Below are 15,576 nucleotides of genomic sequence, written 5' to 3' on the forward strand. Positions count from 1 at the left end.
GCGCTCTCGCCTGTATTGCACTGTGGGTGGCCATGCCGTCGCCCACCGCGCGCGCGCAGGCGCCGGGCGCTGGCCAGGCGCGGTCCTTCGCCATCGCGCCCGGCCCGCTCCATGCGGTGCTCAACCGCTTCGCCAGCGCCGCCGGCATCGATCTTTCCTACGATGCCGCGCTGCTCGGCGCAGCCCAAAGCCCGGGATTGCAAGGCAGCTATACGGTGCCCGAGGGGCTGAATGCGCTGCTGGCGGGTACCGGGCTGGATGCGGTGGCGCTGCCGGGCGGCGGATTCGCCGTGCGCAAGGCGCGGGAGGGCGCTCGCACCGAGGCCGTGCCAGTGCTGCCCGCCGTGACCATCACCGGAACGTCCCCAGCCGCGGGCGAATTGCCGCAGCCCTTCGCGGACGGGCAGCTCGCGCGCGGCGTCCGGCTGGGGATGCTCGGCAACACGGACATCATGGACGCGCCGTTCAGCGTCACCAGCTACACCGCCAGGGCGATCGAAGACCAGCAGGCGCGCACGGTAGGCGACGTGCTGGCCAACGATGCGTCGGTGCGCTTTGTCAGCCAGCCCGGCGGCATCCTGGATGCCTTCACGATCCGCGGCTTTCCCGTGGGCAACGGCAACTTCGGGGAAATCGCCTTCGACGGGCTGTATGGCGTCGCCTCCAACTACCGGGTGTCGACCGGCTATGTCGAGCGCGTCGAGCTGATCAAGGGCCCGACCGCCATGCTGATCGGCATGGCGCCGAGCGGGAGCGTCGGCGGCGGCATCAACATCGTCCCCAAGCGGGCCACCGCGGAGGACCTGATGCAGGTCACGGCCGACTATGCCGCGGCGTCGCAGCTTGGCGGCAACGTTGACCTGAGCCGGCGGCTTGGCGCCGGGCGCCAGTTCGGCATCCGCCTTAACGGGAGCTATCGGGCAGGGGATACCAGCCTGGACAACCAGTCGCGCAATGCCGGGGCCGGCGCGCTGGCGCTGGATTACCAGGGCGAGCGCCTGCGTGCGACACTGGATTTCATCGGCCAGCGGGAGAGGATCAACGCGCCGTCGCGGCTCCTGCACATTGTCCCCGGCATCGCCGTACCCGGCGCACCGGATGGCCGGCGCAATATCACGCAGCCCTGGGAACACTCCAGCATCCGCGACCAGTCGCTGCTGTTGCGGGCGGAGTACGACATCAGCGACAAGCTGGCCTGGTTCGTGGACGGTGGCGGTGGCCGTACCCGGGTTGCCAGGCTCTTTGCCATCACGCCCACCATCGTCAACGAGGCCGGCGATGTTGCCGTGTCGGACACGAACTACAAGTTCAACGTTGCCCGGGCCACGGCGGATACCGGCCTGCGGGCCCGCTTCGATACCGGGCCGGTCAGCCACCGCCTGAGCCTGGTCGTCAGCGGCTATCGGGACCAGCTCGGGCGAGGCTTCAATCATGCGTCCACGAGCGCGCTGACCAACCTTTACCACCCGCTCCTACTGCCCGCGCAGTACATCCCGGAGCCTGCCAGCGTACCGAAGGTATCCGAGACCCGGCTGAACGGCGTGGCCGTGGCCGATACGCTGTCGCTGCTGGACAAGCGGTTGCAGGCGACGCTGGGCGTGCGTTACCAGCAGGTCAGGTCGGAGAACTTCGGCACGGCCGGCGCCGTCACGTCGCGCTATGACGAGGGGGCAGTGACACCGATGCTTGGCCTGGTGGTGAAGCCCTGGCAGCATGTCTCCCTGTACGCCAACCGCATCGAAGGACTGAGCAAGGGCGACACCGCGCCCTCCAGCGCCAGCAATGCGGGCGAGGTATTCGCGCCCTACAAGTCGACCCAGTATGAAGCCGGCGTCAAGGTGGAGCGGGGAGGCATGATCGCGACTGTCAGCGTGTTCCAGATCACCAAGCCGGGCGGCCAGATGTCCGGCACGCTGTTCACCGCCAGCGGCGAGCAGCGTAACCGCGGGCTGGAGTTCGGCCTGTACGGCGAGGCGGCGGCAGGGGTGCGGCTGCTCGCCAGCGCCACCGTGCTCGACGCCAGGCTCACCCGGACCGGCAGCGCCGATACGGAGGGCAAGACCGCCACTGGCGCGCCCCGGCTGCAAGCCAATCTTGGCGCCGAATGGGATGCCGCGTTGGCGCCGGGCCTGACGCTGAGCGGCAGCCTGGTCTACACCGGGCGCCAGTATGTGGACCAGGCCAATACGCAGCGCATTCCGCAGTGGACCCGCGTGGATCTCGGCGCGCGCTACCAGACCACGCTGGCCCGCCGGCAGACCACCTTGCGGCTTAATGTCCGCAATGTCCTCGACCAGCGCTACTGGGCCGCGGTCGATGCATTCGGCGGCGTGGCGATTGGCGAGCCGCGAACGCTGCTGTTGTCGGCGACGATGCGTTTCTGAGGCGCGGCGCCGCCGACGCCCGGAATCAGGCGGGGGACCCCATCGCGGATTGCAGATAGTTTTGCAGGCCGACTTTTGCCACCAGTTCGATTTGTGTCTGGATCCAGTCAATGTGCTCTTCGGTGTCATCGAGAATCCCGACGACTATCTCGCGCGACACGTAATCGCCCACGGATTCGAAGTACTTGATGGCTTCTTTGCAACTGGCTTGGGAAACAAGTTCCAGTTTCAGGTCGCAACCCAGCATTTCCTCGGTGTTCTCTCCCAGCAGCAGTTTGTCGAGGTCCTGCAGGTTCGGCAGCCCGTCGAGCATCAGGATGCGTTCGATGAGCTTGTCGGCATGCTTCATCTCTTCGATCGACTCTTCGTACTCGTGCTTGCCCAGCGCGCTCAAGCCCCAGTGCCTGTACATGCGGGCGTGCAGGAAGTATTGATTAATCGCTGTCAATTCATGCTTGAGCTGGCCATTGAGAAGCTGAAGAACCTTCTTGTCGGTTTTCATGGTATTGATTCCCAATTACATTATTTATAAAACCAGGCATTGGATAAAAAATAATAATTTTATTGGTTGAAAAGGCAAGGTGGTAATTGTGTATTTTCGCCCGCATTGTAATTGATAATTGTTTTGATTTTCATTTGCGAAGCCCCGCGGAGTGGCTGCGCTGGACCGGCGGCATTGTCGCCGGCGGGCTATTCCGGGTCCACCGCGCGGTGGGGCGCCGCGCTGCGGCGGGCCACGACCAAGCGCTCATGCGCCTGATTTCATGCCCGGGCGGCGCACGCCTTGCAGCGGCCAACCAGCGCACTGCGCACATGTGCCGGTCGCAACCCTTGCGCGGCAAGGCAGGCGCGCTGCATGGCCAGTAGCGGCTCGTCGAACACCTCCTCGATGCGGTGGCAGCCGGTGCAGAAAAGATGCTCATGCGCCGGGCAATCGGCCATTTCATAGTAATGGGTCACCGCGTGGCTGCCAGCCGGCACCGTGACACGCCAGATCAGCCCGCTTTCCGTGAGTTCGTAGATCGCCGCGCGGAACGTCGAAAGCGCAGTCTGGTAGGGCGACTCCATCATCGCCCGGCACAGCTGCTCCGCCGTCGTATGCCGGGACGGGCTTTCCTGGAGGACCAACAGCACCGCGATCCTGCCCAGCGACACCGGAACGCCGCGCGCGGCGATGGCCTGCGCGGCCTGCCGGCCGCGTTCTCCCCATGCGGAGATGGGCAAGGCGTCTCCCGCGCCGCGGCTGGCGGACGAAGCGTGCGGAGAGGCTAGACGCCGGTCGGTTCTGGGTAGCATCGGAAGCTTGGCTGCCGGCAGCGTGTCAGTGGGGCTGGGATGCCTGCCACGTCGCCGGGCTCTCCGTCCGGGGTCCGGTGGGAACCGTCATCGTGGCGGTGGCCCGGTGCCGCACCGCCTCGTAGGCTGTCCCGCCGAACGTGCCGGGCGCGCGTTCGAGGTGGATGACATGCAGGATGTACTGCCCCCGCCACGGAAAGGCAAAACGCACCACCCCGTCGCGATCCGTGGTTGCCTCGCGCGTCCAGGCGTTGGACGCGATGATGCGCACGTCTGCCGCAGGCAGCGGCGAGCCGCGGAACATGACGCGGAATTCTCCCGCCTTGCCGGCGGGAAGGATATCCAGCGGCATCGCGCTGGCGGGCTGCGCAGCCTGCGTGCCGGCAGGCAGCTCGCCAATCAGGCGCGCGTAGAACATCGGCTTTACCACGCCGATGCCGGCGTGCGTCCAGTCCTTGACAGCGTAGCCGGTTTCGCTTGCCATGACGCCGCTGCCTTTGGGCGGCATGTCGAAGCTGAAGCCACTCGCTTCCCGGCTGGCGCCGAGCGCCGCCGTTTTCCCTGCGCGATCGACGCTGCTGATCTCGGGTGCCGGCATTTCATCGAGACGGCCGGGCGAGCGTTCGCGCAGCAGCTCTTCGTACTCGCCGAAATAGAGATGCGCGCGCGGCTTGCCTTGCTCCAGCCAGAGGTAATGCGCCTGCGCGGGTGCCACAATGGCAACCCCCGCGAACACGATGGCGATGCGGGCCAGGATGGTTCGGGTCATGTAGTTCCTCACTGGAAACGATAGCGTGCGGTCAGCATCGCGCTGCGCGTGTCGCCGGGCAGCGCGCCGGAGAAGGTCGGCGAAACATAGTAGGTCTTGTCCGTCAGGTTGCGCAGGTTGAGCGTCACGTCCCAGGTCTTCTGCCGATAGTAGACCGCGGCATCGAGTACCACATAGGCCGGAACGCGGTACAGGTTCAGGCTGTCGGCGTAGCTGTCGCCCTTGTAGGTCAGGCCCAGGCCGATGCCGAAGCCATGCAGCGCTTGCTGCTGGAAGTCGTAGGTGGTCCACACCCGTCCGCCGGTACGGGCGACGCCGGCCGGGCGCTTGCTTGCGATGCTTTGGTTGACGACACCCATGATGGCGTTCGACGCCAGGGCGTTGGACTCGACCTTGACGTCCTGCACGATGAAATTCGCGAGCACCGACCAGCCTGCCATCGGGCGCGCGCTGACTTCCAGTTCCAGCCCGCGCGAGCGGTCGCGGCCGTCGGGGGTGGGGCTCAAGGCACCTGGCAGCGTGATGTAGTAATTCTTGCGTTCGGTCTCGAACAGCGCGGCGTTGGTCTGCAGGCGCCCGTCGAGGAACTCGGCCTTGACGCCGATTTCCTTTTGCAAGGCGCTTTCCGGCTGCGTGGTCAAGGCCGCGGGCTCGGTCGAGACGTTGATGAACTTGCTGGTCGAGACGCCGGCATAGAAGGACAGCGACTGGCGCGGCTCCCACACAGCGCCAAACGAGCCGGAGGTGAGGTTCTGGGTGTCGCCGATAGAGCGGAATACGCCACCTTGCGTGCCCACGTCGCTGAACTTGACGCGATCGGTCCGGACCGCCGCGCGCACCTTGAACTGGTCGCCAAAGGCCAGCTGATCCTGCAGGTAGACGCCGAAGTCTTCCTGCTTCAGCTTGCGGTTAAAGCCCTGCGCAGTCACCGGAACCAGGCCATTGAGCGTGGTTTCGGGCACCACCGGCGCGTTGATGTTGAGGATGTTGGGCAGGTTGTAGCCGGTACGGACGGTGTCGATGTGGGTGTCGGAGTACTCCAGGCCGAACAGCACCGTGTGGTCCACCGGCCCGGTATGGGTCTTCCAGACCAGCTCGTTCTGCGCGAGGGTGAAGTGGCCGTCGTCAACCTGCGTACGTGCGGCACGCCCGGTCATCTGGTTGGCGGCATTGCCGCCGTTGCCACCCGCGTTGCGGGTCATATTGAGCCCGCGCTCGTCGTAGATGAAGGCGGTGCGCATGCTCAGCGCCGGGTCGATATGCCAGTCGTGGCTCAGCGTCACCCGGTCGATGGTCTGCCGGGTGTCATTGAACGGGCTGTAGTAGCGCGAGTCGCGCGGCGCGGCGGCAATCCCGCCCTGCGAATTGAAAATGATGCCGTAGTTGTCCGGCTTGATCCGGATGTCCCGGTGATCGTAGTCCAGCGTCAGCGTCTTGTTGTTGTCGTAGGCCCAGCTCAGCGAGGGCGAGACCTCCTTGATATCGCGCGACAGGCCGCGGTAGCCGTCGCTCTTCTCGACGTCCGCGATCACGCGGGTGGAAAGCTGCGAGCCGACGGGGCCGCCGACATCCACATAAGTCCCCCAGGTGCCGAAGCTGCCGCCGAAAGCGCCGATTTCCGCCCCGAACTTGCTGAGCGGGGCCTTGGTGACCATGTTGACCATGCCGCCGGGCTGGCCCGAGCCGTACAGCGCCGAGCCGGGGCCCTTCAGCACCTCGATGCGGTCGACGTCGTACATGGTGCGGTAGTAGCCGTTCTGGGTGGGGCCGTCGGGGTAGCCGTCACGCAGGAAGCGCATGTTCAGGCCGCGGATGGTGTAGTTGTTGGCAAAACCGTAGCCGCCGGCCAGCTGGGCCTGCACGCCGGCAGAGTTCTGCAGCGCGTAGTTCATGTCGATGGCGCCCTGGTCCCGCAGTACCGAGTCGGGAATCACCGTGATGGCGGCCGGGACGTCGCGCAAGGGGGTGTCCGTCTTGGTGCCGGTTGTCACCGTATCCCGCAGGCTGCCCGGCCGGACCTTGCCGGCGGAGGTGGTGACCTGCGGCAGTGTCTGTTCCGACTGCGAAGGCTGGGCCGCTTGCGCGCGGGCCGCGACCGGCAGGCCGGCGATCAGGGCATAAGCCAGCGCAGCGATAGCGTGGGGGCGGGGCACCAGGTTGGGACGGGAAACACGTGTCATGAAGGAAAAACTCGCGGGAGGTGGCTAAGTGGGCCGGTCAGTAGAAGCGCCGCTCTCCTGGCCAGATGTGACCCTTGGAGCGTAAGTCCGCGAAGGTTAATGCGAATCATTCTCGAATTCAATTCCTGATCGTGCGGGCGGGGCAAGTGTCCTGTCCGTTCGGGCCTTTTGCCGCATGGGGACTGGCTTCACGGGAGATGCCAAAAGGGGGATGGGACAAATGTCCCGCCCATTTTTGTGCATTAAGGGGCGCTTACTGTGACCGGCGCACCACGCTGGCGCGACCGGCCTTTTCTCAAGAACGAGAATCAGTTACATTTAGCGGCCCGTGGATTCCAGTGCGCTGCCGCCTGGGTAAGCCAACGGGTTTGCCGTCTGGAATCACGTCCCATGTCACCCAAGCTTTTGCTATTGCTCGCCTTCTTCCCCGCCTACCAGATCTGGGATTTAAGCCAGATCCACGTGAGCAGCGGTGTGAACTACCATCTCGTGACGGAAGCCGCCGCGACGATCGTGTTCCTCTGGATCCTGTTCGTGTTTGTGCGGGAGCGGCAGCGGGCTGCGCGTGAATTTGCCGAACTGCGAAACGTTGCCCATGCCGGAGAGCGCGCCCTGGCGGAGCGCGACACCGCCGCCCGCCAGTCCACACGCAATTTCCTCGATCAGATGCAGGAGCAGTTCGAAGCCTGGAAACTGACGCCGGCGGAGAAGGACGTGGCGCTGCTGCTGGTCAAGGGACTATCGCTGGAGGAGATCGCGGGCCTGCGCGAGAGCCGCGCGAAGACGGTGCGGCAGCACGCGGCCAACGTCTACGCCAAGGCGCAACTCGAAGGCCGGCACCAGCTTGCCGCCTACTTCCTCGAGGACCTGATGGCGCCCGCCGCGGTGGCCTGAGATCGCGCTGGGGCCGTGGTCGGCCCCAGCGCGAACTGATTTCGACTGCGCCGTTCTCCCGGCGCGCTATTGCGGCGGGCAGGATGTCGCGCAGTGCATACCGGACCTACTGGACGGTGATTGTCTCCTTCATATTCGGGTGTATGCCGCAGAAGATCTTGTAGACCCCCGGTTTGTCGAACCTGAACTTGAAGGTGTCGTTTTGATCGAGCGCGCCGGAGCGGAACAGGCCGGCGTCGTCGACAATCGTGTGGGGTTCGCCATCGAGATTTTTCCAGGTCACGGTCGAGCCGGCTTTGATCGTGAGCGACATCGGCGAGAACATGAAATTCTTCACAACGATGACATTGGTCTCCTGCGCTTGCGCGACGGAGAAGCCGGGAACCGATGCCGCCATGAGCATCCCGGCCCCGAGGGGGACGACGAGGGCGCGGCGAAGTAGAGTCGTTAGCATGATTTGGGTCCTGGTGGGTGAGCCGTGCCTGACAAGTCAGGCGAGCGTCGTGTCGGCAAGCGTCGCCTGGAACGGGTGGCGCATGATCTTGATGCTGGTCACGCCGAGCATCCTGGGAAGCTGATCGCCCGGTACCGTCAGCGGCATAGGTCCGGGGCCATCGCCGGCTGTCGGTTGCGGATATGCTGTCGAGCGCGCCGTGTGGAAGGTGATATTGCCTTCCACCTTTGAGACGATCTGGTGGATATGGCCGTTCAGGACGGTGACCGAACCGAAACGCTTCAGATAGTTCATCGCCTCGCCGGCATCGCCGGTGCCCCACCCCCACGGTTGATAGATCGTCCACATCGGCATGTGCGCGAAGACGACGATCGGCGTGCTGGACGAGCGGCCCTTCAGGTCGGCTTGCAGCCAGGCGAGCTGGTCGTCGCCCAATCCCCCCAAACCGTTCGGCTTGAAATGCATCACGTTGACCAGGCCGATAAAGTGGACGCCACTGTGGTCGAAGCTGTAGTAGCCCCTATTGTCGGAGGCATGGCCGAAACGCTTGAAGTACTCTGTCCCGGGCCCATCGGTGACATCATGCTCGCCGGGCACGGTATGCAACTCGGTGATATTCAGCCCCGACATCAATTGGGCCGCGTGGTCGAATTCCTCCGCCTTGGAAAGATGCGTAATGTCGCCCGTGTGAATCGTCAGCGCAGGCTTGACCGGCATGGCATTGACGAAGTCAATCGTCTGCCTGAGCGTACCTGCGACGTCGGGATTGGCTTCCTTGTTGAAGCCGATATGCGTGTCGCTGATCTGCAGGAAAAGAGGGATGCCCGCGGCAGCCGGCTGACCCTTCCCTGAGGCGGCAAGGGCCAGTTCCACCGGCGCGAGAACGCCGCTGGCCAGGACAAAGACGGTGCCCGCGCCACCGAAAGCGAGACACTTCAACGCGCCGCGGCGCGACGGATTGGATGGATGATCTGACGACATATTGCCCTCACGAGACAGGTTCGAGAGGTAGACCGCCGGACCATCCGACGGGCCTCCCGATTGGGTTCATGAGGAAGACCGCTGGGCCATCCGTTTTATTCCGCCGTTTTATTCCACCGTGGGCACCCCGCCGCGCGGGCTAGGAAGCCGGATGCGCGCGCAGGTCCGTGATGAAGCCGTTCAGTTCCGCTTCGCCGGCATCGGTGATCGCCCAGTAATTCATGCCCGCGGCACTCCAGTGGGCGAGGTGATAGCCCTGCTGCGCGTATATGCGAGGCGTGGCGCCCGCGTCGTTGCCCGGCCACACATAGAGATTGATCGGATGCAGCTTGTAATGATAGACCATCACGGCGACCGCCCGCCCGTTCAGGTAATCCAGCCGCCCGCCGACCAGCGGATACCCCTGCTGCACAAGATCGACCACAGGCGGCGCAAAGTCCAGCTTGCCGTCAAACCACGGTTTGACCGTATGCCGGTCGGTTGAAATCACATCGGAGAGGTGATTGACCTGCAACGAGCGAATATGGTTATCCACGAGTTCCTGGGTCAGACGCGTCTCGCTCGATGGCACCGACAGGTACAGCCCCACGCTCCAGGTCAACGCGACCACACTCATCAGCATCGCGCCAGCCGGCGCCCAGGCCAGCGACCCGCCGCCGCTCCACCGGCCGAATCGCTCACCCAGCCGCTGCCAGAGCGTGCGGCGCACCGGCAACGCAGCCTTGATGCGTTTCACCAGTTCCCGCGGCGCCTCTACACGCAAATCCGCCTGCCGCAGCTGCGCACTCACCTGGCGGTGTTGCGCATAGACCTGCTGGCACTGTTCGCAGTCAGCAAGATGGCGCTCGAATTCGAGCGCTTCGGACAGGCTCAACTCCTGGTCGAGATAGCCCGGCAGTAATTCAAATGCCTGTTTGTGATCCATCACGCCTCCTGATCCGTCGGGGCGAGCAGCGCCGCGAGTTGCTGGCGGCCTCGGCCCAGGCGAGACATCACCGTGCCTATCGGGATGCCCACGATGGTGGCGATTTCCTTGTACGACAAGTCTTCCAGTTCCCGCAACACGACAACTTCCCGGTATTCCAGCCGCAAGCCCAGCAACGCCTTATGCACCCGCTTCTGGCTCTGGCTGCGTATGAGCATCGCTTCGGGACTGACGTCATGGTCAGCGGCACTCGTCTCAAGGCTGTGCATGTCTTCCTCGAACATCATGGTTTCCGCTGCATGCCCCCGGTTCTGCTGATGCCAGGTGTAAAAGGTGTTGCGCACAATGCTCAATAGCCATGCACGGGCATCCTCGCCGCGGAATCCGCCAAAAAACCGGAACGCGCGCAGGTACGCCTCCTGCACCACGTCCTGGGCATCCTGGTCGTTATGCGTCAGCCATCGCGCGACATTGAAAGCCGAGTTCATATGAGGCAATACAAGCGTCTCGAAGCGCTGCGCGGTGTCTGGATCGGCCATTGTGAAGTTTCTGCTGTAACCGCAATCCGTGACCGGCAGTGAGTTAACAACAGGACCGCCGGCATGCCATTTTTATTCCCGGAACCGCCGCCTGAATTGGATCCCGTGTTGATTCGGCATAGGAATTGCCGGTCGTGTGATCGGTACGCCTCCTATGTCCGTCTTCTTCCCGGGCAGCCAGTTCCGCACCACCGACGATCCGCTCGCGCGTCGCAAGCGGATGACTGCGTGCAGAAGCGGGAATATCCGGCGACGGAACGGCGTCTACTCATTGTTGTGTATCAAGGGGATCGAAAGTGCAACCAACCATGCGCCGCTTGCAGCTCGGATCGGGCGTTGTGCTGCTGACCTACCTCTTTCTCCACCTGGCCAATCATGCGCTCGGGATCTGGTCGCTGGATCTTGCCGGGCGCGGTCTCGCGCTGGCTCTGCGGCTCTGGCATAGCGTGCCCGGAACGATCCTGCTGTACGGTTCGGCGTCCCTGCATTTTGCGCTGGCGCTGCGCACAGTCTACGGGCGCCACCACTGGACGCTGCCGGCCACCGAATGGATCCGCCTTTGGGCGGGACTCAGCCTCCCTCTGCTGCTTATCCGCCATGCGGTGGCGACCCGGCTCGCCGCCTCGCTCTATGGCTTCGAACCGAACTATGAACGTATGGTGATCCTGCTGATCACCAGCGGCACGCAAGGCTTGCAGGTTGCGTTGCTCGCCCCGGGCTGGGTACACGGTTGTCTGGGGCTGTGGATCCGCCTGCGCCATCATGCGATGGTGCGCCGCGCCAAGCCTGCACTGCTCGCTCTGCTCGTGCTCCTGCCACTGCTGTCGGCGGCCGGTCTTGTCCGGATGACCCGGGCCGTCATGGCGAGCCGGGCTGTCCTCCCGGCGCCCGATCCGAAACTGGCCGTGCACCAGATCGCTCTCGATGCGTGGCGCCACAATCTCGTCATCCTCTACCTGCTGCTGATCACCAGCGCGTTCGTGGCCGGCCAGTTGCGCAATCGGCTTGCGCGTCGACGATCGCAAAAAGCGTCTCTCAATGCCTGATTCACAGCGCTAAAGATAACGTGAATACGGCCGAAAGACAGGCGATATGTCCACCCTAAAACTGGCTGCAGCGGACATTAGTTAACCAGGAGGTAGTAAAAGAGAAGGCCGATGGTAATGATGCCAACGGCATTCCAGAACTTGAACTGGTCGCGATTCATGATCCCATCCGATCAGGATTGGTACGAAACAAAAAGTCGTTCAATTGCCCTGCCAGCCGTATCCTCTTTCGAGAAGCCGTGTGCGACCTGCGTCCGCAATCAAGGGGTGGGCCTCGTCTGTGCGGTCTGGTTTTCACCGCTCTGTGCTGCCTGGTTTCCACTCATCAGCGCATTCCTCTGCGCTTGATGTTTGGCTTCCAGTCTTTGTTCCGCCGCTTGAATGTCGGCGGGGTAGTTACTATCCCCGCCTTGGGAAGGGTTGTAACCGACCGACTCCAATTCCTCGAGTTCATGCCGCACTTCCGCACGAGTGACTTGATGCGTGCCGGGTTCGGGCGACGTTTGCGCGTATACACAAGCTGAGGTTGCCATCAACGCAGCGCTCACGATGAGCGAACCGCGCATGGGCAGGACGAAAAGCCGATTCAGCGAATTCGATTTCATGTCAATACTCCTTGGTTGTTCGAGCGAGGGATGCCGCAGTCGATTCGACTGCGCAGCATGACGCTCTGCATGGGTTAACCGCGGAGCCAGTCTCCTTATTCCCCAATTTCTTTCGCGGAAAAAACGCATACGTGGCGCATCCGTGGCATCAGCGATAAGAGGACACAGGAGCACGAAACGGGGCACAGGAATTTCCCTTGTCCGGCAGCCGCGTCAACAACTGCAGCGGGAATAAAACGGGTGGCTGCGCGGTTCTACAAATGCACGGCGAACCAGTTCTCAGGATGGATCAATATCCCGGAAGCCGGAAGCGAGTTGCGTGCCCAGGCGTAGCCTTCACGGCGATGCGCTTTGGAAGCTGTCCCTACTGTATTTGGAGATCGTCATGAAAATCCTGATTTCGGCCGCCGTCGCGGCATTGGCTTCGTTTGCAGCGCTGGCCCAGTCACCCAGCATCCCCGCAACCTCCGACAGCAACACCCATATCGCCGGGCCGCGCGATCCCTACACGGATGGCGCGAAAGCAGGCAGGTTCGACGTCTATTCCGACGGCGCAAGAATCACGGATCGGCGCGATCCGTTCACCGACGGCGCGCACGGCTAAGACGCTGCCAGAACCGCAGGCGGCATGAATGAAAAGAGAAAGGGCGGGGCTGCGGCCCGCCCTTATCGCGCCAGAGCCCGGAAATTGCCAAGGCCCTCAGGCGCCTGCACTACCCATTGGAAGTGATGCTAACCTAGCGTGCGCTCGGCAGTGTCAGCGCTTGGTGGCAAGCGCCGGCGCATCGGGATGCGTGGAGGGTAGAGCATGTCGCACTTTCCCTATCTTCAAAGGTTGCGGCCGGCGGGTGTGCGATCGGTCCGCCTGACCACCGGACTGGTGCTGTTTACCTACGTGGGTACGCATCTCCTGAATCACTCGCTGGGGAATATCTCGCTCGCCTGGCTGGAGCGTGGCCTGCTTGTGCAGAAGTTCATCTGGCAGGGATGGCTTGGAACGGCGGTGCTGTACAGCGCGCTGGTGACGCATTTCTTCCTGGGTTTGTGGGCGCTGTACGAACGGCGCTCGTTGCATTGGACGCCGGGCGAGGTGGCGCAGCTCGTCCTCGGCTTGTGCATACCGCCGCTGCTGGCCAACCATGTCGCGAATACGCGGATCGCCTTTGCCGCGTTTGACCTGAACAAGGGTTACGCGCAGTTGCTGTACTCGTTCTGGATCGCTTCACCGTTCTTCGGCCGTGTGCAGCTGATGCTCCTGGTGGTTGCCTGGTTGCATGGGTGTTACGGCCTCTGGTTCTGGTTGCGCTTGAAACCATGGTTTGGTGCGTGGCGAAGCGTGCTGCTGAGCGTTGCCGTGCTGCTTCCGGTGCTTGCGCTGCTAGGCTTCTTGCAAGGCGGACGGGAAGTGATCGCGCTCGCGCAGGATCCCGTCTGGCGCGCCGCGGCGACCCGCCCGGCGATCATCGGAACGGATTTGCAAAATCTCTGGCTCGCCGAGCTGCGCAACGACTTCTTGCTCTTCGATGGGGGTGCGCTGCTGCTGGTGCTCGCAGCGCGGCTGGTGCGCATGGTGCGGGAGCGCCGGGCCGGGCGGCTCTGCATCATGTATCCGGATGGGCGAAAGGTATTCGCGCCGCTTGGATTCTCGGTGCTGGAGGCTAGCCGCATGGCCGGCGTTCCCCATGCCAGCACCTGCGGTGGCCGCGCCCGATGTACGTTGTGCCGGGTGCGCGTGCTCAGCGCTGTGCCGCTGCCCGCGCCGGCCGAGGCGGAGCGGCGCGTTCTGGAGCGGCTGGGAGCGGATTCGCAGACAGTGCGCCTCGCCTGCCAGTTGCGGCCGACCCATGCGCTCTCCGTGTGGCCACTGGTGCCTCCGGCCGCCTCCACGGCCTTCCTGCAGCGGCGCCAGCGGGACGTCATGCCGCAAGAGCGATTCGCGGCGTTCATGTTCGTGGATATGCGGGATTCCACAAAGCTTGCGGCGGCACAACTACCGTTCGACAGCATCTTCATGGTCAGCCGCTTCCTGAGTGCGGTCTGCGCCGCGGTGGTCCAGGCGGGCGGTCTGCCAAACCAGTTCCTGGGGGACGCGGTGCTCGCGATCTTTGGCTTGCACAGCGAGCCGGCCGTGGCCTGTCGTCAGGCGCTCAGCGCGGTGCCGCTGGTCGCAGCCAATATTGACGAACTCAACGCCGCGCTCAAGCAGGAGTTGCAGACGCCAATCCGCTTTGGCATTGGATTGCATTGCGGCCGGGCCGTCATGGGCGAGATTGGTTTCCGCGAGCATGTCACGTTCACGGCGATTGGCGACCCGTTGAACGTGGCCTCGAGACTTGAGCAGTTGACAAAAGAGATCGCTTGCGAGGCGATCGTCTCGGAACAGGTCTTCCAGCACGCCGGCGTTTCGGCCGCAGGCTTGCCGCAGCTTGCCGCACGCCTGCGAGGCCGCGATGACCCGGTGCCCGTCCGCGTGCTGTCCAAGGCTGCGGAGATGCCCCGGGCCTGACTATGCCTTCCACGCCACGCTCACCGCCGTCGATGCCAGGACGGAAGGGCGCGGTAGCGACTGGCATCCGGCCCTGGCCTGCGGGCGTGGCTAGCGCCGGCCCGAGGGCGATGCAAGGCCGGTCATCGCATCACGCCCGATGGCCGGCCGGCTTCCCTCTTACTGCACGTTACCTGCCACGGCGATGGTCTGGCCGGTGATGTAGTTCGAGTCCGGCGAGCAGAACAGGTACACGCCGCCAGCCGCTTCCTCCGGGGTGCCCCCACGGCCGAGCGGGTTGCGCTGGGCGTGCGCCTTCAGCAGTTCCGGATTCAGGCCGACGCGGATGTCGCGGCCCTCGATGTTCACCGTCGCGCCGGCCTTGGCGTCGGCCGACGTCATGCGGGTGTGGATCAGGCCGAATGCCACGGCGTTCACGTTGACATTGAAGCGGCCCCATTCGCGGGCGAGCGCGCGGGTCATGCCGATCACGCCGGACTTGGCGCCGGAGTAGTTCAGCTGACCGGCATTGCCGTTCAGGGCCGAGGTCGACGAGATATTGACGATCTTGCGGTACACCTCGCGGCCAGCTTCCTTGTCGGCGGCGTGCAGTGCCTTGATGTGCGGATAGGCGGCGCGGATGATGCGGAAGGGCGCGGTCATGTGGCAGTCCAGGATGGCGTACCACTGCTCGTCGCTCATCTTCTGCACCACGTCGTCCCAGGTAAAGCCGGCGTTGTTGACGAGGATGTCGATGCTCTTGAACTGGCTCATCGCCGTGTTGATGAAGCGATCGGCGAAGTCCGGCGCGGACACGTTGCCCACGCAGGCCACGGCCTCGACGCCCATCGCCTTCAGTTCTTCCACGGTCTGGTGCGCCGGTTCGGCGTCCAGGTCGTTGATCACCAGGCGCGCGCCTTCGCTGGCCAGGCGCCTGGCGATCGCGTTGCCGATACCACGGCCGGAACCGGTGACCAGTGCCACCTTGCCGTCAAGTGCTCCCATGTCTTATCTCCTG

The 15,576-nt window shown here is 64.0% G+C and carries 15 protein-coding genes; 5 read left to right on the forward strand and 10 right to left on the reverse strand.

Annotated elements, in window-relative coordinates; all coding sequences use genetic code 11:
• The first annotated feature begins 32 nt into the window (after positions 1 to 32).
• A complete protein-coding gene (locus ACZY0R_RS24020) occupies positions 33 to 2,384 on the forward strand; it encodes a TonB-dependent siderophore receptor (RefSeq protein WP_488861792.1) in 2,352 nt (783 codons plus the stop codon).
• A 25-nt stretch (positions 2,385 to 2,409) separates the two neighbouring features.
• Here ACZY0R_RS24020 and bfr read toward each other — a convergent pair whose 3' ends face one another.
• From bfr to ACZY0R_RS24040, 4 genes are all read right to left on the reverse strand, one after another.
• Entirely contained in the window at positions 2,410 to 2,886 is a 477-nt protein-coding gene (gene bfr, locus ACZY0R_RS24025) for a bacterioferritin (protein ID WP_488861794.1), read from the reverse strand.
• A gap of 260 nt (positions 2,887 to 3,146) precedes the next feature.
• Positions 3,147 to 3,608: a Fur family transcriptional regulator gene (locus tag ACZY0R_RS24030; protein WP_488861796.1), complete on the reverse strand. Its 462-nt coding sequence runs from the start codon at positions 3,606 to 3,608 to the stop codon at positions 3,147 to 3,149.
• 97 nt (positions 3,609 to 3,705) lie between these two features.
• Positions 3,706 to 4,449, reverse strand: a complete 744-nt coding sequence (locus tag ACZY0R_RS24035) for a DUF4198 domain-containing protein (RefSeq protein WP_488861798.1) — start codon at positions 4,447 to 4,449, stop codon at positions 3,706 to 3,708.
• 8 nt (positions 4,450 to 4,457) lie between these two features.
• Positions 4,458 to 6,629, reverse strand: coding sequence for a TonB-dependent receptor (locus ACZY0R_RS24040; protein WP_488861800.1), 2,172 nt, complete (start codon positions 6,627 to 6,629; stop codon positions 4,458 to 4,460).
• Between the two features lie 390 nt (positions 6,630 to 7,019).
• On the opposite strand from ACZY0R_RS24040, the gene ACZY0R_RS24045 reads away from it, so the two are divergent.
• On the forward strand, positions 7,020 to 7,523 hold the full coding sequence (locus ACZY0R_RS24045) for a helix-turn-helix transcriptional regulator (protein WP_488861802.1): 504 nt from the start codon (positions 7,020 to 7,022) through the stop codon (positions 7,521 to 7,523).
• Positions 7,524 to 7,629: 106 nt separating this feature from the next.
• On the opposite strand, the gene ACZY0R_RS24050 is transcribed toward ACZY0R_RS24045, so the two are convergent.
• From ACZY0R_RS24050 to ACZY0R_RS24065, 4 genes are all read right to left on the reverse strand, one after another.
• Positions 7,630 to 7,977, reverse strand: coding sequence for a cupredoxin domain-containing protein (locus ACZY0R_RS24050; RefSeq protein ID WP_488861804.1), 348 nt, complete (start codon positions 7,975 to 7,977; stop codon positions 7,630 to 7,632).
• A 36-nt stretch (positions 7,978 to 8,013) separates the two neighbouring features.
• Positions 8,014 to 8,958 (reverse strand): metallophosphoesterase family protein, encoded by a 945-nt coding sequence (locus ACZY0R_RS24055; protein WP_488861806.1) that lies wholly within the window; start codon positions 8,956 to 8,958, stop codon positions 8,014 to 8,016.
• A 139-nt stretch (positions 8,959 to 9,097) separates the two neighbouring features.
• Positions 9,098 to 9,883, reverse strand: coding sequence for an anti-sigma factor family protein (locus ACZY0R_RS24060; RefSeq protein WP_488861808.1), 786 nt, complete (start codon positions 9,881 to 9,883; stop codon positions 9,098 to 9,100).
• A complete protein-coding gene (locus ACZY0R_RS24065; RefSeq protein ID WP_488861810.1) occupies positions 9,883 to 10,422 on the reverse strand; it encodes a sigma-70 family RNA polymerase sigma factor in 540 nt (179 codons plus the stop codon). The genes ACZY0R_RS24060 and ACZY0R_RS24065 overlap by 1 nt, the downstream gene beginning before the upstream one ends.
• Before the next feature lie 308 nt (positions 10,423 to 10,730).
• Here ACZY0R_RS24065 and ACZY0R_RS24070 point away from each other — a divergent pair, with 308 nt between their 5' ends.
• Entirely contained in the window at positions 10,731 to 11,468 is a 738-nt protein-coding gene (locus tag ACZY0R_RS24070) for a hypothetical protein (RefSeq protein WP_488861812.1), read from the forward strand.
• A gap of 260 nt (positions 11,469 to 11,728) precedes the next feature.
• On the opposite strand, the gene ACZY0R_RS24075 is transcribed toward ACZY0R_RS24070, so the two are convergent.
• Positions 11,729 to 12,073 carry a DUF4148 domain-containing protein gene (locus ACZY0R_RS24075; protein ID WP_488861814.1) on the reverse strand — a complete coding sequence of 115 codons (345 nt, stop codon included), beginning with the start codon at positions 12,071 to 12,073 and terminating at the stop codon, positions 11,729 to 11,731.
• A gap of 385 nt (positions 12,074 to 12,458) precedes the next feature.
• Between ACZY0R_RS24075 and ACZY0R_RS24080 the strand changes: the two genes are divergently transcribed.
• Both ACZY0R_RS24080 and ACZY0R_RS24085 read left to right on the forward strand, forming a co-directional pair.
• The gene (locus ACZY0R_RS24080) at positions 12,459 to 12,677 is read left to right on the forward strand and encodes a hypothetical protein (protein WP_488861816.1); all 219 of its coding nucleotides are present in this window, start codon (positions 12,459 to 12,461) and stop codon (positions 12,675 to 12,677) included.
• A gap of 360 nt (positions 12,678 to 13,037) precedes the next feature.
• Entirely contained in the window at positions 13,038 to 14,579 is a 1,542-nt protein-coding gene (locus tag ACZY0R_RS24085) for an adenylate/guanylate cyclase domain-containing protein (RefSeq protein WP_488861818.1), read from the forward strand.
• A gap of 159 nt (positions 14,580 to 14,738) precedes the next feature.
• Here the strand turns inward: ACZY0R_RS24085 and ACZY0R_RS24090 are convergent, their stop codons facing one another.
• Positions 14,739 to 15,563 carry an SDR family NAD(P)-dependent oxidoreductase gene (locus ACZY0R_RS24090; protein WP_488861820.1) on the reverse strand — a complete coding sequence of 275 codons (825 nt, stop codon included), beginning with the start codon at positions 15,561 to 15,563 and terminating at the stop codon, positions 14,739 to 14,741.
• Between the last annotated feature and the right edge of the window lie 13 nt (positions 15,564 to 15,576).

It is taken from the genome of Cupriavidus sp. F041 (genome assembly GCF_057814235.1).